Here is a 19970-nt window from a genome sequence, read left to right on the forward strand (position 1 = left end):
GTGAACTTCAGAACTACGCTGACGCTTTACTTTTCAGTATGCAAAAATGGCTTGCTCTTTAGCCCTCGATTGATACGGGCTACCGCTTCAGATTATTCCGCATACGAGGGAGAATGATTAATTGAGAAATTACTTTCAAGCCATTCAAGAAGTCCTCGCTTATCTCTGAATACTCTTTCGCAGCTCTGACTAATCATGGGATTATTTCCAGTTGGCAACGCTTGCCGAACATCCTCTTGCAATGCAATGCACCGTTTCCCATGCGCGAAGCAGTATCCTAATTCGAAAGCCACACCTTCATCAATATGAGCACCATGAAGCACAGCCAGTACGATATCGGCCTCAGTCATTGCTTGCACATCTGCATCAAAAACCATTCTTGCAGCTACATCTTGAGATATGCCACCGCTTATGAGATCCCGCATCAGTAGGCCGTCCTTTTGAGGTAAAAAAAACGTCAAAAAATGGCGAAAGTTCCTCTGCTAGTGATTCGTTGTAAGCAAGCTCCATCTTATTGAACAGTGGGGCGGCAAAATAAAGGCTCATTTTCTTAGACATTGGCAATCTTGCTCATCTCAGCATCAAGGTCGACTGGAGAATATGCAGGCGAAAAAATAATCTTCGCCACATCGCGGACTACGTCCACTTCTCGCCTACTGGTAGAATGAATAATTTTTGGCATTAATGGCTCATAAAGTTCCAGACTTTTGGACTGAAGCTTTGCAATCTTTTCCGGTGGCCAGCTAGTTTCTTTTCTCTTGGTAATCAACCGAGACCAGATTTCGATTGGTTCGCCTACCATGTGAATGATTTCGCCACTTTCAATAAGCTTTGATGATTTTCCAGGTCTGATGCCCTGATTAAGCATCGAGCGAGCCCGTTCCGCTTCAGTCACGTCAACCACAAATGTGAGCGGATCGATTGGAGATCTGTCAATGAGAAACAGGCCAACCGACTTTCCTACCAAGTAGCTGTTCTTTTTTCCAAACTGCTCGTTTGTCCAAGAATCAATTGTCATCGTTTTTTGAGTAGATAAATCTTCTGGAGAATTCGCCATTTCAGAAGGACGTTCGTCAAACCACTCATCGAGCGTTATCAAATTCCCAAATTGACTCAAAACTGTAGACTTTCCAATACCTATGGAGCCTACCATATAATAGCAATACTTGGTGGGAAGCCCGAGAATGTCTGACTCGTGTAAAAACTCATCTTCTGGAATAGTTATTGCCAACAAAAACTCTTGAATGTCGGAGTTTTTAAAAAACAAGGTTATTAAATTATAGTTATTGAAATTCGCCTCAAAAATAGCTGACTTTGACTGGGCATCTATCACCTCGTCATCGCTCATAAATCTGATAAAATAATTATAGTTCCCAGGGCTTATAGCTGCTGCCTTGCGCAACAAATGCAATAACGTTGAATCGGTGAGTGAATGCCCTAACAAGATGCTCGTTTTTTTTGTTAAGACATGAAGAAGCGTTGATAGTCCGCCACCTATTCCGTCCAGTAATTGATCTGCAAAGGCCCCGTCCGAAAATATCAGATTTTCACTCTGGAATTTTTTCTTATCAAAGGGCAAAAAACCATTTGGATGATAAATCACACATTTATCTTTAGTGAACTGAGCATGGTGTGACCAAACAGTCTGGTAAGGGCGCTCATGTTTAGTCGGATTTAGATCCGTACGTGATAACCCGTACTCCACATAGTCGTCAAAATTGTAATTCACAGTCAGCTCTGATTGCTTTATAAAAGCAATCATTTCCTCGAAATATGGATGATTATCTATCGTGGCACGACGCTCACCCTCCTTCGTTTCACTATATAGAGCATCATGAATTAGCTCACGCCAATCCGATAGAATCTTTTTTTCAACCAAGTTGGCATTCGCGTAAAGCTCTCCTTCTAATATTTCAAATTTCTTATAAGAGTGAAACATCTCAAAGAGAACTAAAGCCGCTTTGCCTGGTGCATCTGTCACCAACATAGATTCAGGCGCTTTCGAATGCATTGCTTTCTTGATTTTTTCAATCAGGCTACCCCAAAGAGGTAGCTTTAGATCCCAACTGATGCCAGCCCCCAACACTAAGCTCGCTTTGTTTTTATGTAGTTGCACTCGAAGTTGACAGATATACTTCCAGGCCGAGATGACTTCGCCAGACTGAAATTTTGATCCCGCAGAGGCCATTGGTCTCATCCCTATGTGGTGAATAACAGCAACATAATCTAGATGGCTTTGGATATGATAAATACTCAACGAGAGGCTTTACCATCTAAATATCAATGATGCCAGTATATTCGACATTTCCAACATGACGAAAGCGCAATCCGAGGTTCTCGTCCTTGCTTCCGACGCATGCCAGGAAATGAAGGGTGTTCGATGATTGGCGGTGAATGCACTACCTTTGCGTGGTGCCGCCAAACATTAAGGGTGCTGATTGTGGGCATAAGCACCGCAAGCGGTGTGGATAGCATTGGTCTCATACGTCTCTTCCACACAGTGGCCCATGGCGGGCAACGATTAGGCATAAGCACCTTCTCCTACCGACGAGCCAGCTGACGGAGCTATGCGCGGCTTCACCGTCTGGCAGCAAGCTTAGCCCGACAGTGAGGCCTAATAGCTTGGGGTCAATCTATATAGCTGTCGCTATATTGACCCGCTTGACGTCCATCAACTGTCAAGGTGAGGTTGAAACGATTGATGTCTGGCTCCATTTGGAACGGACCACTCGGATCGTAGGAGCGGAAGGAAAGCTCGACAGAATTACCGTCCGAATCCGAAAATTTGTACTCGTATCGTAGTATCGTGATCGAGCGTTTATCCTCCCCTCCCCGCATGCCAGTAGATCCGGCGATCCGGAGCACTCCGCCGAATTCCCTGGCCTGGCACGCATGCTGGATAGCGTCCTTCAGCGCTGAAAATATCGATAAGGCATTCATGGCTGTCATTTACCTTGTAGTAATTGGTAAGCGTACCCCACCGACCTCTACGGCGTGATGTAACCACAGCATAGCCGTCAATGATTATTCAAACGTTATTAACCCTGCGACGAAAATCGCTCATACAGAGATCTTATCAATCACCTCCTTTTTTGTCTTTTATTACCGCAAATAGTATCGGAACAAAAAATGTATACAGTGGTAGAAGTAACGCACCATAAACAGGTAAGTACCATGATAGTTTGGCATACAAGAATGGTCCCCCAAGCGCAAAGACCCAGACCGCGAACGAAGCAGTAGAAATCGTTGCCTGTAAATGAGCAGAAGGAAGCATAGGGAGCTTTGATATATAAATCGTGTAAAAATACGTACCAACAAGCAAGAAAGCAAATATAATCCAGTATACAACTGAGGGAATTGAGTTCTCCGCAGAGCTTTTAATTATACCATCGATTGTTACAAACACAGCGACCACATCGGCCGGTATTAATTTCAGCAATCTTGAGGAATAGTCATCTGTTTTCGGAGCTTTAGGTCTCTGAGGGGGAGGCTCATCCAACTCGCTAGCGAATCCATGGGCCACTCTTGGTACAGTACGTAGAATAATCTCGTATAACGATTTGTCTATCGATGTAATAATCCGCCTTGTCATACAACCCTCCGAATACCGGACTTGCATATTCAGCAGCCCAGTAAATATCGACAGTATTTTTTAATTACCCCATTCAGAATAGCTGATTTTTTTGAGGTGGTATGCAATCTAAATTTTACTTTTCAACCATTCCATACACTAAAGCGGATCGCCTTAGCCCCTTCTACCCCAATCATCAATTTTGTGTTGGTAATAACTATAAATGTTTTATTTGAATCCGATTTTATGCCGTTATGTCGATTCAAATCAGGTCGTAAGCTCGTCATCAACGATTCCATCAATAAGAGATCGAGCATCTTCCGTTTTAGTTGGGTAGACGCTCCACCCACTTGTTTACCCGTACGCCGCGATTCTCAGGATCTCCCCATGTCCCTTCCTCCTCTCAAAGGCTTTTCCGCCTCACTGCGATTACCGCAACGGTGGGACTACCATTTTCCTCACTGGCCTTCAACACAGTGGCGATTGATTTGCCCCTGATTTTGCCGACACAAATGACTGGCATCTTTGGGTCGATTACAGCCCTTCGTGGAAGGCGACAATCAGTAAAAAACGGTTTCGTTGACTCCAAAAACCAAGAGTGAATTCAACCAGCCAACCATCTGTAACAGATATGATCGCACTGGACGGATTCTTCAAATTTGCGAGATCTTGGAATGCCGCAACTACGCAAAGACAATCACTACGTACCGAAGCTCTACCTGAAGCAATGGGCGAACAACGGCAAAATCCCCACTTATCGTTTGCTGGTACAGAATGAAAACGTACCCCTCTGGAGGGAGCAATCCCTGAAAGGGATCGCCTTCCATCAACATCTCTACACCTACTTGGCAGGGCAAGAAGAGACGGATGAGTTCGAACGCTGGCTCGACAGTGAATTTGAAAATCCTGCTGAAGACTCCATCCGCCGAGTTGTCAGTGAAGACCGCCTTTTCCCTGAGCATTGGAGGCGGCTGGTACGTTTCGCGGTAGCCTTAGATGTCCGCACTCCCGCTCGCCTTAGGCAATTCATTCGAACCCAGAACGCGACATTGGAAGCGTTGATGGATGAGACCATGCAACGTTCAGTCCGTGAAATGGAAGAATCAGTTGGAAGAAACGAGCTGCTACCGAGTGACTTGGAAGATCGTGATGCTCTCTCCCTTTTCAAGATATCAATCGAGCCGCTGCCCGACGGCGGCGGACAGGTAAAAGCCGAGACCATCATTGGTAGACGATTGTGGATATGGCAGATGAGGCACGTGTTAACGAAAACACTAGGCCGCATACCGGCCCACAAGTGGACAATTTTGCATGCTCCGCCTGGCATGTCATGGCCAACATCAGACAATCCACTAATACGTCTTAATTTCCAAGACTCAAAAAACTATGACTTTGGTGGAGGTTGGGGAGTCAAGAACGGAGACATACTCCTGCCTTTGAGTCCGAAGCACCTTCTTCACACGTCCATTGGTAACAGAGCATGGCGTCGAGGTACGACACCTGATGTTAAGACCTATTGGCTGATACGAAAGATCATAATCGAGCACGCTGATCGATATGTATTCGCTCAAGCCCCTAGTGATATCCACTTGATTAGACCCAGGCTTGTCTGCCCGAAGACCTATGAAAATGAACTGGAGACCTGGCAGAACTGGCATCGCTCTCAGTGCCAAGCCGAAATAGAGCTAAAGCGATAAATTGTCACTCTGGGATGTGAGCTGGCAATAATGTACTCATCTCAAATTTGCGACGATGGTCAGTTGTGGGGTCGCTGTATAACTAGCGACTTTCAACCCCACTACCATTGAAGCCAGCGCGGTCCGAGCAGCGCACCGATAACGGTTGGTATCAACATGCCAAGCAAGTACCAGACGCCCCAGAACGGGACTTCCATTTCAGGGCAATGCAGGCAATAGGCGATGGTAGCCATCGCCCCTGAAAGCAGTCCGCCGCAGGCGCCGGCCAGTCTCAGGCGAGTGGGTGCCAACCCGCGCAGCGCCCAAAAGACCGCAAAGAACCCCGGAATCGAAAGCAAGGTGATGTTCAGCGTACACAAGCGCCAGGTTTTACCGAAGATCATCGAAGCACGCACGTCCGGGGCTGCTGTCATCAGGACATAGAGGGCGCCAGCCCACACCGCTGCAACCGCAGCAATAACAAGCAGTTGTCCGGCGCCTGGCGTAACTCCGGGCCTCGCCAGGCGCACAACCTGGCTCAACGCGCCGACCATCAGGCACAGGGGCAAGGCAATCTTTGCCCAGAAAATCGGAGTTGCCGCCACTTCGGCCAGATCCGGACGTGCGCCAAACATGACCAACACCAGCAAGAAGGCCGTTATCAGACCGACCAGCACCGCGACGCCGAAGCGCTTTGCGAGCGCATGCCGGTCGACCGGTGTAACACCAGTCGCCAGCATGGAAATAAGATCGTCAGTTTTCATCGTGTACCTCTAATCCTGTCGGCCAACGCCTTAAGCCCGCGATGGATGCCAATCTTTACCGCTGACTCCGAAAGCCCGGTCATTTGCGCGGACTCGGCGACCGACAAGCCTTCAAGCTTCACCTGCTGAATCGGCAAACGCTGCCGGTCAGGCAGTTGCTCAAGTAACTTGCCGAGGTCGCGATGGGCCTGCTCCGGCTCCAGATGAGGCTCGGCAAACAGCTCCGCCACATCGTCGAGCGAGTCATTGAGCACTTCATTGCGCGACCTGCCACGAAAAAAGTCCGTGAGTTTGTAGCGGGTGATGGCAAACACCCAGGCCGTCAGCGGTTGGTCCGCACGGTACGTTTGTCGACCGTTATGGACGGCCAGCAAAACCTCTTGCAGCAAATCCTCGACTTCACCCGGTTGCCGCTGAAGTCGGGTTCGAACAAAGCCGCGTATATGACCACTCAGCTCCTTGAGGAAAGTGCCATAAGCCCGCTCGTCTCCACCCAGGCCCGCGAGGAACAAAGTCTGAAGATGAATTTCCCGGCTGCGCAATGCGTCGTTATGTGTAGTTCGTTCCATCGTCCACTCTGGTTACACGAGGATGAAAATATTCTGTACTTGCATAACGCCAGCGCCAATAACGGGCGATGGATCATGCTTGCCGCCAAAGGCATAAGGCAACAAGCAGATTCATTTTGCGGTTCTAAAAAATATTTTGCGATGGCTGTAACCGGATTTGAAAACTCAGCGAACTACCTTTCGGATCTGAAGCACAGCGCACTCCTGCACTGATGCGACGACCCACCCTCATGATCCCGGAGAATAACCATGAACAATCTGAAGCTTGCTGCCATCGCCGTTGCCTTTTCCTCCTTTGCTGCCGGCGCCATTGCCGCCGAGACCCCAGCCGCCGCAGGCGCCATGGAAAAATGCTACGGCGTCGCCATGGCCGGTCACAACGATTGCAAGGCCGGTGCAGGTACCACATGCGCAGGTACGGCAAAAATGGATTACCAGCCGAATGCCTGGAAAAACGTTCCCGCTGGCACTTGCACCACCATCAAGACACCAAAAGGCACCGGCACCCTCACACCAATGTAACGTCAACGCCACGGGGCACGTACTTATCATGAACAAGGCATTCCAGATCGGGGCCGGACTTGGCCTCAAACCGAACCATTACCAAGAGGCCCACGACTGCACGGTCGAAGGTCTCTGGTTCGAAGTTCATCCGGAAAACTACATGGTTGGTGGCGGCCCCCGTCTGGCATGGCTGGAGGCCATTGGCGAGCGGCACCCATTGTCGTTGCACGGGGTGTCACTTTCGCTGGCGGCCGATTGCCCGCCGGACCCGGAGCACTTGAAGCGCCTGAAACAGCTCGCTGATCGCGTTCAACCGGCACTGATTTCCGAGCACCTGGCATGGTCAGCCTGGCGCGACCAATACCACCCCGACCTGTTGCCTTTTCCCCGAACAAATGAAGCGTTACAACGTATAGCAAGCAATATCCAGCGCACACAAGACGCCCTCGGACGTCGCATTGCCATCGAAAACCCGACCCATTATTTGCACCTGGACGGGCATGACTACAGCGAACTGGAATTTCTCACCGAATTGAGCACGGTGACTGGCTGCGGCTTGTTGCTGGACGTCAACAACGTGCACATCAGTGCGCACAACCTGGGTTTTAACGCCGCCGATTATCTGGATGCCTTTGCGGCCGACGCCATCATGGAGATTCATCTGGCGGGGTTCACCAAGGATCCGGGTGAATCCTCGTTACTGATCGACAGCCATGATGCCCCTGTCGCCGAAGATGTCTGGTCGCTCTACCAGCGGCTGATCGAGCGGATCGGCCAGCGTCCGACACTGATCGAACGCGACGACCATATCCCCGCTTTCGACGTTTTACTGGCCGAGCGCAACCGAGCGCAGACGTTATTGAACCTTGGGCAAAATCAGCGAATGAAGGTGGCGATATGAAGCCCTCTCTCGCAAGCTTTCAGGATGCCTTCGTCGATGCGTTATACGGCACTGGATCATCCACGATGGATTCGCTGACCCAACAACCAGGCTTTGCGGTCTATCGCAATACCGTACTCAAAGGCACGACGGATGCGTTGCTAGCCAACTTCCCTACCGTAGAGCGCCTGGTGGGAACTGACTGGCTTAAAAGCGCCGCCGCCATACATGCCCGGCTTTCACCGCCAACAGATGCACGTTTACTGAATTACGGAGCGGGCTTCCCCGACTTTCTCGACAAATTCGAGCACGCGCAAGACATGCCGTATCTGGGCGACGTCGCCCGTCTGGACCTGCTCTGGACACAGGTTCATTGCGCCGCTGATGAGCCTGGTCTTGGGCTGAACGATTTGGCGCAGATTCCCGCTACGGAATTGGGCAACTTGCGGCTTAAACCACGGGACACCGCCCGTTGGGTCTGGTTGCCGGACTGTCCCGCCTACACGATCTGGTGCGTCAATCGTGAACAACGGGAAATGCCTGAAAAACTCGAATGGCAAGGTGAAGGTGCACTACTGACACGCAAGGCCGGCCGCGTGTATTGGCAAGCTGCCAGCGCCGCAGACTGTGCCTTTCTCGACGCCTGCGCGGCCCACCTGCCCCTCGATGTCGCCGCTGACTGGGCCATTGATGTCGAGTCTGACCTGAACCTGGAAAACCTCATTATTCGCCTGGTGAGTGCTGACGCGTTTGTAACGGCGGAACTCCTGACAACTAGTTACTGAAGCCATCAACGGAGCACAGCATGGATACCATCAACACCCGCTCACCTGCCGCCGACAATTCCCTGCGTGGCCTCTGGAATCGCTTTGCAACCCGTTTGGGCAATCTGATCAGCGATTCGTTTCTGGTGTTGGTGGCGCGCATCGCCATCGCCGCCATTTTCTTCATGTCCGGGCGCACTAAAGTCAGCGACGTTCTGACGATTACGCCGAGTACCTACGAACTGTTCCGTACGGAATACGCCTTGCCTGTGATCTCTCCAGAACTGGCAGCACACCTTTCGACCTACAGCGAGCACCTATTTCCACTGCTGTTGGTCCTCGGGCTGTTCACCCGTCTATCCGCCTTGGCGTTGCTGGGTATGACCTTTGTCATTGAGGTTTTCGTTTACCCCGATGCCTGGCCGACGCACCTGTCTTGGGCGGGATTGCTGCTAATCATCATCGCACGCGGTGCAGGAGCACTTTCGCTGGATCGCAGACTGGGCATCCGGTGATCCATTCACGTATGGGGAACTCTCTAGCAGGAGTTTGCGAGTAGTTATCGCCCACATCAGCGTGAAGTTCGCCGTCATTCCAAGAGCACGCCTTTGTACTGGTTAACAATCCTGAGGCTGCCTCATGTGGGCAAGCGCAGGGCACGCACGCGCATTGCGTAGGCAATACGCAACTAAATAAGCGAATACAGCCGATCTATCTTCAACCAATTTCTACATACCGGTGAAAAATATGCAAAGCAACATCGTACGATTCTCCTGTGTAGGCTGCGGTATTTGCTGCAAGGGCCGACTGATACCGCTGACATTGGCTGAGGCACAACAATGGTTAAACCGCGGTCACGACATCGCGGTGATTCTTGAGGCCTTTGATGAATCAAGTTGGCCTCATTCATCAGCGGAGTTTGCCCACGCCAAAGGCCGATCTGTAAGTGTAAATTGTGGTAAGACCCAGATACAGGTCATCGCTGTGTTTGCCGGCAAAGCACTTGAGCAATGCCCTAATCTCAGAGCTGACAATCTTTGCGGCATCTACGAAGAACGCCCCCTGGTTTGCCGCATTTATCCGATGGAAATCAACCCATTCATCGCGTTACGTCAAGATAACAAAGCGTGCCCGCCACAGGCGTGGGAGAGCGACGACATTCTCTGCACAGATGGGCGTACAGATCCGGCTCTGGAAGCACTCGTCAATCAATCTCGACAAGCAGACAGAGCCGATGCATCAAGCAAAATCGCCATCTGCGCGCAACTGGGCCTGAATGTGGCGAGTTGGAAAGACAACGCGCTGGCCGTTTACTTTCCACCACGAGAAAAACTGCTCGAAGCGATACACCGCGTCAAAAGTACTCTTGAGGAAGATCCAAGCTGCGAGTGGCAGGTGCGGGTCGATGATTTATCGCTGCGCGAGCGATTGACCGCATCGGACGTGTCTCTGGCTGCCAACGAGTCCGCCGAGTACATCTTTCATGTTTTATGAACCGCCTTTAACGCAGAGTTCGCTCATCAATACCGAACTACTGTGCGTACTCGCGCGTTTATTTTTCACGCAATATGACCAAGAGGCCACACGGGTTGATTGCAGTCCTCCGGACGGGCAGCTGTAGCTTCACAGAATAGTTGATCATTTTCACAAGTAGTTGAGCAGACGCCCCCTGACAGGAAAGCGACAAAAACGCCAATTCTCCGAATTGGCCGAAAGCAGACCTCCGCCATGGATTAGCCATCGCGAAACTCGCACGACTAGCTTCAGCAAATTCTCCAGCAACTCTTTAAGCTCAGCGCGATACTCATCATTTTCACGGTACGTGTAGCAATGGAAGATCTGCTCAGCCGTCATCAGTGGCCAGCGTTGTCGCAGACCTACCCCCTTCCCCATCAGGCAAGATTGATCAGAACCAGTTAGCCCTTTGGACTGACGCTGTGGGTCGAGGAGCGCGGCTCAGATGAGGTTGGAGGCAATGTGCGCAGTGCGCTGGCAACGATCAGCAAGAACGAAGAGTTCATTAACATGACGTTAGCGGTACTCATGACATCTGAATGACTTCTATTGAAATACAGCAATCGGCCAATTTCAGCTATTGCTGACCGGCAGCTATGGGCCTGTACGCCGGTCGCCAAGCGAGCGATGCAACCCTTAGAGTTTCAGGTCGGGATTACTGTCAGGGCGATACACCATCTTGCAGGGCAAGGCACCCACCCGTCGACTCCAATTGAGAAAGGTTTGATGTACTAGCTATATGCCGCTAAAACTTAAGCGAGGATAAAAATATAGGTGATGACATGGTATCGAGATTTGTTGTCGTTCCGGCGATACCTACCGAGACTGGATCGGTACGTGATGGTGCTCGCTTCTACTCCAGCATGGCGCCTTGTGGCTACAGCATCTACGACAACAAGGAAAAGTGTCGTCTTCACCTGTCATTTCCGACGCGAGATGAAGCGGAGGCTGCGTGCGAATTGAAAAACTCAGAGCAACTATTCAGCTCAATGTCCTGACTGCGACCACCGTGGGACCTCCATAGCACTGCGCACAAACTCTAGAATTTCGACCACAATCTGCCAATCGATCCAGTAAGGGTGTAAAGATCTGAGTGGTGACCTATGACGGCAAACGAGGATTTGATTGATTGAAATGGCCGCTGGCATATCACTAACGGCGTCGTGTGAATGCCATCTGCAAAAAGCTCGGTCAATGGGTATAGGTAGCTTTGAGTGTTCGTCTTAGACATCTTTGACTAATAGAAGACTTCTCAGTCCGCCGACGGTCCATAGCTACCTGTGGCCCGCCCATCTAGCATAGGCATCGGATCAATTTTGGGGGAGTTAAGAAAAGTAGCCCACGCCTCATACGCCAGCTTCTGGCGATAGGTAGTGTAGTGGTCAACTAATCCCGGACACGACGTTAAGTTTTTCTTCGGCCCGAGCTGGCGCCAGCCCACCATTGAATTGATGGGGTCGAACCCAGTTGTACCGATGCATCAAGAAATGGCTGATATCGCGCTGGGCTTCTTGAGCCGTTCGGTAACCCGTGGTCGGTATCCATTCCGTTTTCAAGCTGCGGAACACGCGCTCCATTGGCGCGTTGTCCCAGCAATTCCCCCGGCGACTCATGCTCTGGCGCATGCGATAACGCCACAGCCGCTGGCGAAATAAACGACTCGCATACTGCGACCCTTGATCCGAGTGAAACAGCAGGCCCTGAGGTCTTCCGCGCTGCTCGTAAGCCATATCCAGCGCCTTGATAACCAGATCGGCGTCCGGCTTTTCCGACAACGCCCAGCCCACCACCCGGCGCGTGCAAAGATCCAGCACGACAGCCAGGTAATGCCATTTCCCCTGGGCCCAGATGTAGGTGATGTCGCCGCACCACACCTGGTTGGGTGCCGGAACATCGAACTCCCGATTCAAGATGTTCGGGATATCCAACCGTTCAACCGTCGCTCGTTTATAGGCATGTGATCCGGGCTGTTTACTGACGAGGTCAAGCTCACGCATCAGGCTGCGCACTTTGAATCGACCGAGCTGCTCACCGTCGTCACGCATCAGCGACAGGATGCTGCGGCTGCCCGCAGCACTGCGACTTTGCGAGAACAGCTCGCTCACCCGGCTGCGCAACCGAAGCCGTTCGACATCAGGCGTTCGGCGCCTAAGGTGCTGGGCGTAGTAGCACGAACGGGTGACTTCAAACACCTTGCACAGCCAATCAATCGGCTCATGGACGCTCAGCTGATTGATCAGCGCGTACGCTCGTGATCTTCCGACATCAAGAGCGCGGTAGCCTTTTTTAATATCGATTTTTCCCGTTCAAGGCGGGCGATCCGGGCTTCCAGCTCCTGGATTTTCTGCTGTTCCGGGGTCAGCGCTTTGCTCTGCGGAGTGACGCCTTGGCGCTCCTGCTGAACCTGATCAACCCAGCGGCGCAGGGCCGACTCGCCGACGCCGAGTGAACGGCTGGCTTCGATGTAGCTGTAGTTTTGTTTGAGCACGAGGTCGGCAGCCTCGCGTTTGAATTCAGCAGAAAAGGAACGGCGTTGTTTGGTCATTTGACACCTCGATCTGGCGAGCATTCTCACCTAAATGGGTGTCCGGTTTCATTAGACCACTACATAGCTTCATTCCACAAGGTCCCCTCCAACTGTCGTGCCGATACAAGCATCATAAGATTGGTGGTGGCTGCATCAAGCTCAAGCAAAAGCTCGTGGGACTGGAAGCGATAGTCGTCTAGGTTGTTCATTATAGAGGTACACCAGTCATGGCTCTGAATTACGAGTTGTTGTTCCTATATAGGATCAGTGTGACATCAGTTTCATCATCGCGTTGATCCGCAAGACAACCGGCTTCATCTTAGGCAGGCTAGAACGTCAGGTAAACACTTTCCCTCCACTCAAAGCGAGGTAGCATTGCGCAAGGGCTGAGCGACGGCTTTGGCTCGGATAGCAACCACGCACCGTGACTGATCCCCCCTTGCCCTCGGCCGTCCGATGAGCCTGTGTGGGTTCCACATCCACGATGACACCGTGCTCGGTATAGATCAGATAATTCGTGGAGTAAGCGTAGAAAGCTGGGCCACCTGGAGCACCGGTCCAGCGGGCTTGAAGATCCGTCAGCGACAGGCGCATCGGTAGCATTTCGGCCAGAGCCTTTTCATCGAGCGCCTCAAGATACTCATGCACGGCGCGAGTGCTCAGGGCCGAATCGCTCCAGTTTACCGGTTCATCACCCGGTACACCGCGCTGCCGACTCGCATCCGCTTTGATGGTGCTGGTGTCCAAGGCGAAGCCCTCGCTCTTGACCAGGCCAGCGCCCATGCAGCGACGCCGCACTTCATTAAACAACCAGCGAAACAGATCGCTGTTCCGAAAACGGCCGTGTCGATTTTTGGAAAAGGTCGAGTGGTTGGGGACTTCATCTTCAAGGCTCAACCGGCAGAACCTGAGATACGCCGGGTTCAGATGGGTTTCTTCGCGCAGCCCACGATCAACATGCGGATCATCAGCTCGGGATCAATTGAAGGACGCCCAATTGGGATGTAGAAATCGCCGAGGTAATGGCGCAAATCGCTCATATCAAGACACTGATCAATGCTGCGCAGAAGGTGATTTGCTGGGATGTGATCTTCAAGGTTGAACGAGTAAAACAGTCGGTCCTACCCACTCGATAACTGTCCCATCATGCTGCGTGCTTCCCTGCTGGCCAATGTTGAGATTTTGCCGCAGGCCAGAGAGGGGAGCTACTTTTTCAACAGAATCGACCAATAGCTGCCCGTCAGAACCGGCGAAGCGGGGGCGATTCAGTATTTGCCGACAGGCTAACGAATATCCAGACGACAAAAAGCCCGCGTATGGCGGGCTTTTTGTCGAAGGGGAACCAAATCCTTTGGTCTTGGCCCAGTATTGCGCAGCAATACACAATGTATCAAGGCAAACCAATTGGAAGATTAAAAGATTTGGATAGCTGGACTATGTTGAGCTTCTCGCTAACGCACCCGATGAAATTGTCACAACTGGTATTGCGAATCCGGACGCTAGGACGTGGTAAACGGGCTTCCTGGCGACTCAAAGGCGAAGCGATCAATATCTCCAGAACACAGGTGTCAAAATCACCAGCACCGTCAGAATTTCCAACCGCCCAAGCAGCATGCCGACGGTCAGCAGCCACTTAGCAGCGTCAGGCAACGAAGCAAAATTGCCCGCAGGCCCAATGACCGTGCCAAGCCCCGGCCCAACATTGCATACTGCGGTGGCGGCCCCACTCAAGGCAGTCGTCCAATCCAGTCCAATCAACGCTAACCCCAAAGCGATCACAGCAATAGTAATTGTGAAGAAAAACGAGAAGGTCAACAGCGAACGCAAGACGTCCTCATCGATGGAATGGCCGTTGTACTTTTTCTGGATCACCGCACGGGGATGAATCAGTTGTTTCAAGCCACTCAGGAGCAGCGCAGCGGCAACCTGAAAGCGGAAAATTTTAAGGCCACCGGCGGTTGAGCCGGAGCATCCCCCGACGAAGGTCAGGTAGAAAAACAACAACACGGAAAAACTGCCCCACAATGTGTAGTCACCTACCGCGATGCCGGTAGTCGTAACGACCGAGGTCACATTGACAGCCACGATGCGAAAGGCATCCCACCAGGTGTAATCACTGTGGAAACACAACCAGGTTCCCACTACCAACCAGGTAACGATCAGGAACCCAACAAACCCGCGCACCTGATGATCCTTCAGTAACACACGCCGATGGCCGCGCAATGTTGCGACGTACAAGGTAAAGGGCAGGCTACCCAGAATCATGATGACCACCGCTACCCAGTGAATCGCTGGCTGCGTCCAATGCCCAAGCGAGGCGTCCGAAGTGGAAAATCCGCCAGTAGAGATCAAAGACATTGCGTGGTTGACCGCTTCAAACGGCGTCATCCCAGCGATCCAGAGTGCCAGAGCCCCGGTGCCAGTAAGTCCCAGATAGAGAAAGAGGATGTACTTGGCTGCCACATGAGAACGCGGTGTCACTTTCTCCGACCAGTCTGAGGACTCTGTCTGGAAAAGACGCATGCCACCCACTCGCAACAGTGGAAGGATCGCCACCGCCATGCCGATGAAGCCTATACCCCCCAGCCAGTGCAGCATCGAGCGCCAGATCAACAATCCCGGTGAAGCGGTATCCAAACCACTCAGGACAGTTGAGCCCGTGGTTGTGATGCCGGACATCGTTTCGAAGAAAGCGTCGGTGTAACTGATGTGACTGATAAACACCATTGGCAACGCAGCGAAGGTACAGACCACCACCCAACTGCCAGTCGTCAAAAGGTACATATCCCTCGGACGGAGCTGGCCAGTATCAGGGCGCCCACGCACGATCAAAAGAAGGCCGCAGATGAAGGTAACCAAACTCGACCAGAGAAAGGCCGACAGATCGTCGCTACGCTCATAGGCCACCAGCGTAATCATGGGAATAGCCATGCTTACGGCCAGCGTGATCAGAAAAATGCCTAGGATGAAGCCGATGAGCCGCATTGCCGCGATGGACATAGAAATAGCCTGCCAGATTTAAGCTGCGAAGCCTTTCAATCAGGCCTTCAGAGCGCTACCGACCATCCAACTCATAGCCAACGAGTGGAGAGTATCTGCAACGTTATTGAGTAATGTTTCCTACAAATAAAAAACCCGGCACAGGGCCGGGCTTGCCTGTACTCCCCTACTACACAGTTCCCAAATGAGAGGGATGGAGAACCGACTGAGGAGCACAGGTCGCCGATATTGCCAAAGCACGTTTAGCAAAGCAATCCATCTATGAAAAATGCTCCGACAGCTAACTGTCGCTACACCACTGCGATGAGCAGACTAAAAAACCGCTAATTCATTGCGCCGACAAATCCCAGCTCCAATTGAAATTGTAGGTTTAGAGGGGATCGCGGGTTGGGAAGAATTTCAAGCAGATTCCCCCGAGCTTTGTAGACTGATCATTTTTTCCAAAATTGGGGAACTACCCCCATTGGTTGGGGAAGACCCACCAATTTATAGGAATATGCCCCATCATGTTCTGTAAGCGCGCAGAAACACTCTGAAACAACTTACTAATTCATTAGTACTTTTTTTTCGAGGCCAGATGATGGCCTAACAGTTGCAATTTCCCCACTACCGCAGCATCTGCCGTCACTGAACAGGATGGCGGGTTTCGCCGATAGGCATGACGCGAGGGGAATAAAATGAAATCTGCTACACAACATATCCATTCAGTGAGCTATTTACGCAGGGCAGGCCTTACCTCTGCGATGCTCGTGACCCTGGCCACGGCCAACGCGGTACCGCTTGACGATGTCAGCGAGCCGCCAACGACAGACCCCTCAGCATACTACACACCTCCCGCCGACCCGCTGGCAGCGGCTGCCGAGTTGGACGCCATCAAAGGCCTGCCCGAAGCCAACCAGGGAGCAATCGCCTATCCCGACGGCGTGTACGGCGACCGAAACACACCGCGCGCCGAAAACGTACTGCCGCCGAGCGTTCAGACCTCGTTCAATTTCCCTACCAACGGCAAGCCCAGCCCGTTGTTCGGCGCCCAGCCTTACACCCAGCAATTGCTGCTGTTCGAGGAGTTCGGTACGGAAAAACTCGACCCCACCCTGCCTGCACCACCACTGACATTCCCGGTACCCACCGTCGGCCCATTGCCGCAGCAAGACCCGAACAGTGTCGCCCGCAGCGGCCCTTCGAGTTCGGCATTGGAAGCCTTCATGCGCCAGCCCGGGCTGTACCCGTTTCCATCGCAGTTCTCCAACGTGCTGGACCGCAACCCTTGGAAGGCGCAGATCGAAACCTTCCTCAACCGCCATCCGGTGGGTTCGCCGGCCGAGGGCCGGCCACCGGGAAAAGGCTGGTCGCATCAACGCTGGAACGAGTTCTATCCACAGGTCGCCTTCAAAACCGTGCAAGCAGGCGCTAAGCTCAATAGCGGCATGCGTGACCGCCGGCAATTGCACAACTATGCCGTCGGTGAGTTCGGGCCAGGCGGGCTCTACTACCAGACCTCGGACATTCCGACCACGACGGGCACGACCAAAGGCATCGATACCCGTTTCCACCCCAGCATGCCGGTTCAGAATCACAATGCACTGTGGACCTTCGACGGCACCTTTCCGCCCAAATTACTTATGGTGCGTTACGGCCAACCGGTGCTGATGCGTCACTACAACGCCCTGCCGATAGACCCGGCCGCCAACATGGGCTTCGGCCTGCACACCATCAGCACCCACGAACACAATGGCCACTCCCCGGCCGAAAGCGACGGCTACACCAACGCGTTTTTCTTTCCGGGGCAGTACTACGACTATCGCTGGCCGCTACAGCTGGCCGGTTACGACACCATCAACACCAAAGCGCAGGACCCGCGGGCGGCGTTCCCATGCGCACCGGGTGAGAAGCTGTTCGTCAACGACGCCAGCCCCGGTCTGAAGACCTGCGAAAACGGCACGATTAAGATTCGTGGCGACTGGCGCGAAACCATGAGCACCCATTGGTTCCACGACCACATGCTCGATTTCACCGCACAGAACGTCTACAAGGGCAACGCGGTGATGATGAACTACTACAGCGCTCTGGATCGCGGCAACGAAGCTATCGAGGACGGCGTCAACCTGCGCCTGCCCAGCGGTTCGGCAATGCCCTGGGGCAACCGCGACTACGACGTCAACCTGGTGGTCGCCGACAAGGCCTGGGATGCCAACGGCCAGTTGTGGTTCAACCCATTCAATACCGACGGCTTTCTCGGCGATCAGATCCTGGTCAACTGGCAGTACCAGCCACGCTTGAAGGTACGGGCACGCAGTTACCGTTTTCGCATTCTCAACGGCTCGGTGTCGCGCTATTTGAGGATTGCCCTGGTACGTGAAGTCGCCGGCAACGGTGGCGAATTTCCAGGGCCGGCCGGCTCGAATCTGTCTTATACCCGCGTGCCTTTTCACTTGATCGGCAACGACGGCAACATCATGGAACACGCTGTGCCGTTCGACGGAAGCATGGATCTGGACGGCGATGGGGATAAGCAGAACCACAACGCGATCCTGCCCACCCAAGGCATTGCCGAGCGCTTCGACATCATCGTCAACTTTGCGAAAAACGGGATTAAGACCGGCGACAAGCTGTACTTCGTCAATCTGATGGAACACAAGACCGGCAAGGGTCCAGAGAAGAACGCCCTGAGCCTCGCGGACGTGCTGTCCGAGAAGTACAAAGCGGTGATCAAGCAAGGCAGCAAAGGTCCGGAGTGGGACAAGGGCGATCCGGTAGTGGGCAAGTTCATGCAAATGATCGTGCAGCCCTACACCGGTACAGATGTCAGCATGAATCCTGCCGAATATGAGCCCGCCAAACCGGGCAAAGCCGCCGGCAAAGTCATGATCCCGCTGACCCTCGACCGCGATGACCCAGCCGTGCAGGCCAAGCTGAAACTGGCGCGGCACCGCGAGTTCGTCTTCGGCCGCTCCGACGGCACAGACGAAGCTCCGTGGACCATCAAGACCGACGGCGGTTTTGGCTACAGCATGGACCCACGCCGACTCAACGCGGCCCCGCAACTGGCCAACGGCCCGACCGATGGCGGCTACGTCGGCGACGGTACGCTGGAAGTGTGGAAAATCAAGAACGGCGGCAACGGCTGGAACCATCCGGTACACGTGCATTTCGAAGAAGGCATCATCCTCAGCCGCGACGGCAAGGCACCACCGGAATGGGAAAAATGGGCACGCAAGGACGTGTACCGCATCGGCCAGGGCATCGACAGTTCGGTCGATGTGGAAATGGCGATCCACTTCCGTGAATTCGCCGGGACCTACATGGAACACTGCCACAACACTCAGCACGAGGACACTTCGATGCTGCTGCGTTGGGATATCGAGCATCCCGGGCAGTTCCAGTTGATGCCGACGCCTCTGCCTGGATGGGACGGTGTCACCTACGTCAACTCCGCCGCGCTGCCGACCTTCCGCACTGGGGACGCGAAGAACAATGACGATGATGACGATCAGGGTTCGAACAAAAAACCCGTCGCCAACCCGGACAGCGCCGCCAGCGCCAACGGCCAAGCGGTGACCATCAATGTGCTGGCCAACGACACCGATCCGGACGGCAACCTACCGCTCAAAGTGGTAGGCCTGAATCAGCCGGATTCGGGCATGGGCACGGTCATCACAGACGGTGCGCATGTAATCTACACGCCACCGCCTAGCATCACTGCGCCATTCACCGCGACCTTCGCCTATCAGGCCAGCGACGCCAAGGACGCCGTCTCGGAACCGGCAATGGTGTCCGTGGTGGTCTCGGCACCGGCAGCAGTCAACGAAGACTTGGTTGTCACCAGCGCCACCGTCACCGCCCGCAGCAACAGCCGCTACACCTGGGACCTGGCAGGCACGACGTCGCGAGGCACGGGCAACAGCATCACGGCGACGGCCTCGACCACCGCCGGGCCGCTGAGCCTCGGCACGGCCACTCTAACCCCGACCGGCACGGGTGCGCGCTGGCGGGTGTCGGTGACGACCACCGGTAGCGGTCCGTCGCCGAGCCCAACAGTCACCATAAGCTCGGCGTTTGGAAAAAGCACCACTGCCCCCATCAGCAGTCGTTGAACCGTATTTAGGAGGGCTTTGCGCCACTTGTATGAATTTGGGCATGCTTGTAATCGCCACCGAGCAATGGCAAGTCAGCCGTTGCCGGGTGGCGATTGCATCGTTG

15 protein-coding genes and 2 pseudogenes are annotated in these 19970 nt (G+C 53.2%); 9 read left to right on the forward strand and 8 right to left on the reverse strand.

From position 1 onward, the window contains the following. Nucleotides 1-92 precede the first annotated feature (92 nt). From ACA071_RS22180 to ACA071_RS22190, 3 genes are all read right to left on the reverse strand, one after another. The gene (locus tag ACA071_RS22180; protein WP_497641113.1) at nucleotides 93-425 is read right to left on the reverse strand and encodes a nucleoside 2-deoxyribosyltransferase; all 333 of its coding nucleotides are present in this window, start codon (nucleotides 423-425) and stop codon (nucleotides 93-95) included. 125 nt (nucleotides 426-550) lie between these two features. Further along, nucleotides 551-2188 carry an SIR2 family protein gene (locus ACA071_RS22185; RefSeq protein ID WP_497641114.1) on the reverse strand — a complete coding sequence of 546 codons (1638 nt, stop codon included), beginning with the start codon at nucleotides 2186-2188 and terminating at the stop codon, nucleotides 551-553. Nucleotides 2189-2628: 440 nt separating this feature from the next. Beyond that, a complete protein-coding gene (locus ACA071_RS22190) occupies nucleotides 2629-2940 on the reverse strand; it encodes a hypothetical protein (protein WP_497641115.1) in 312 nt (103 codons plus the stop codon). 1305 nt (nucleotides 2941-4245) lie between these two features. Here ACA071_RS22190 and ACA071_RS22195 point away from each other — a divergent pair. Further along, nucleotides 4246-5268, forward strand: a complete 1023-nt coding sequence (locus tag ACA071_RS22195; protein ID WP_497641117.1) for a DUF4238 domain-containing protein — start codon at nucleotides 4246-4248, stop codon at nucleotides 5266-5268. A 101-nt stretch (nucleotides 5269-5369) separates the two neighbouring features. Here ACA071_RS22195 and ACA071_RS22200 read toward each other — a convergent pair whose 3' ends face one another. Next, nucleotides 5370-6011 carry a DUF1109 domain-containing protein gene (locus ACA071_RS22200; RefSeq protein WP_497641118.1) on the reverse strand — a complete coding sequence of 214 codons (642 nt, stop codon included), beginning with the start codon at nucleotides 6009-6011 and terminating at the stop codon, nucleotides 5370-5372. Then, nucleotides 6008-6580, reverse strand: a complete 573-nt coding sequence (locus ACA071_RS22205) for a sigma-70 family RNA polymerase sigma factor (RefSeq protein ID WP_497641119.1) — start codon at nucleotides 6578-6580, stop codon at nucleotides 6008-6010. Before ACA071_RS22205 ends, ACA071_RS22200 begins: the two co-directional genes overlap by 4 nt. 75 nt (nucleotides 6581-6655) lie before the next feature. Between ACA071_RS22205 and ACA071_RS22210 the strand changes: the two genes are divergently transcribed. The 7 genes and pseudogenes from ACA071_RS22210 (at nucleotide 6656) to ACA071_RS22240 (ending at nucleotide 10786) form a co-directional block, all read left to right on the forward strand. After that, nucleotides 6656-6793, forward strand: coding sequence for a hypothetical protein (locus ACA071_RS22210; protein WP_161599957.1), 138 nt, complete (start codon nucleotides 6656-6658; stop codon nucleotides 6791-6793). Nucleotides 6794-6829: 36 nt separating this feature from the next. Then, on the forward strand, nucleotides 6830-7102 hold the full coding sequence (locus ACA071_RS22215; protein ID WP_010461569.1) for a BufA1 family periplasmic bufferin-type metallophore: 273 nt from the start codon (nucleotides 6830-6832) through the stop codon (nucleotides 7100-7102). A 28-nt stretch (nucleotides 7103-7130) separates the two neighbouring features. Further along, the gene (bufB, locus tag ACA071_RS22220) at nucleotides 7131-7985 is read left to right on the forward strand and encodes an MNIO family bufferin maturase (protein ID WP_497641121.1); all 855 of its coding nucleotides are present in this window, start codon (nucleotides 7131-7133) and stop codon (nucleotides 7983-7985) included. Beyond that, nucleotides 7982-8749, forward strand: coding sequence for an HvfC/BufC family peptide modification chaperone (locus ACA071_RS22225; RefSeq protein ID WP_497345951.1), 768 nt, complete (start codon nucleotides 7982-7984; stop codon nucleotides 8747-8749). The genes bufB and ACA071_RS22225 overlap by 4 nt, the downstream gene beginning before the upstream one ends. 20 nt (nucleotides 8750-8769) lie before the next feature. Next, nucleotides 8770-9243 carry a DoxX family protein gene (locus tag ACA071_RS22230; protein ID WP_347802133.1) on the forward strand — a complete coding sequence of 158 codons (474 nt, stop codon included), beginning with the start codon at nucleotides 8770-8772 and terminating at the stop codon, nucleotides 9241-9243. Between the two features lie 232 nt (nucleotides 9244-9475). Next, nucleotides 9476-10222, forward strand: a complete 747-nt coding sequence (locus ACA071_RS22235) for a YkgJ family cysteine cluster protein (RefSeq protein WP_497345948.1) — start codon at nucleotides 9476-9478, stop codon at nucleotides 10220-10222. A 362-nt stretch (nucleotides 10223-10584) separates the two neighbouring features. Next, nucleotides 10585-10786 (forward strand): annotated as a pseudogene (locus tag ACA071_RS22240) (hypothetical protein). 839 nt (nucleotides 10787-11625) lie between these two features. Here ACA071_RS22240 and ACA071_RS22245 read toward each other — a convergent pair. The 3 genes and pseudogenes from ACA071_RS22245 to ACA071_RS22255 form a co-directional block, all read right to left on the reverse strand. Further along, nucleotides 11626-12788, reverse strand: a protein-coding gene (locus tag ACA071_RS22245; protein ID WP_497303756.1) for an IS3 family transposase whose coding sequence is annotated in 2 segments (ribosomal slippage) — nucleotides 11626-12533 and nucleotides 12533-12788 — 1164 coding nt in all. Because the reading frame shifts where the segments join, the coding sequence is not laid out codon by codon here. Nucleotides 12789-13214: 426 nt separating this feature from the next. Further along, nucleotides 13215-13885: pseudogene (locus tag ACA071_RS22250) on the reverse strand (transposase); the annotation flags it as partial. A gap of 430 nt (nucleotides 13886-14315) precedes the next feature. Further along, nucleotides 14316-15770, reverse strand: a complete 1455-nt coding sequence (locus ACA071_RS22255; RefSeq protein ID WP_497641122.1) for a TrkH family potassium uptake protein — start codon at nucleotides 15768-15770, stop codon at nucleotides 14316-14318. A gap of 743 nt (nucleotides 15771-16513) precedes the next feature. Between ACA071_RS22255 and ACA071_RS22260 the strand changes: the two genes are divergently transcribed. Next, nucleotides 16514-19864, forward strand: coding sequence for an Ig-like domain-containing protein (locus ACA071_RS22260; RefSeq protein WP_497641123.1), 3351 nt, complete (start codon nucleotides 16514-16516; stop codon nucleotides 19862-19864). Nucleotides 19865-19970 lie beyond the last annotated feature (106 nt).

Source organism: Pseudomonas sp. LBUM1646 (genome assembly GCF_059716165.1).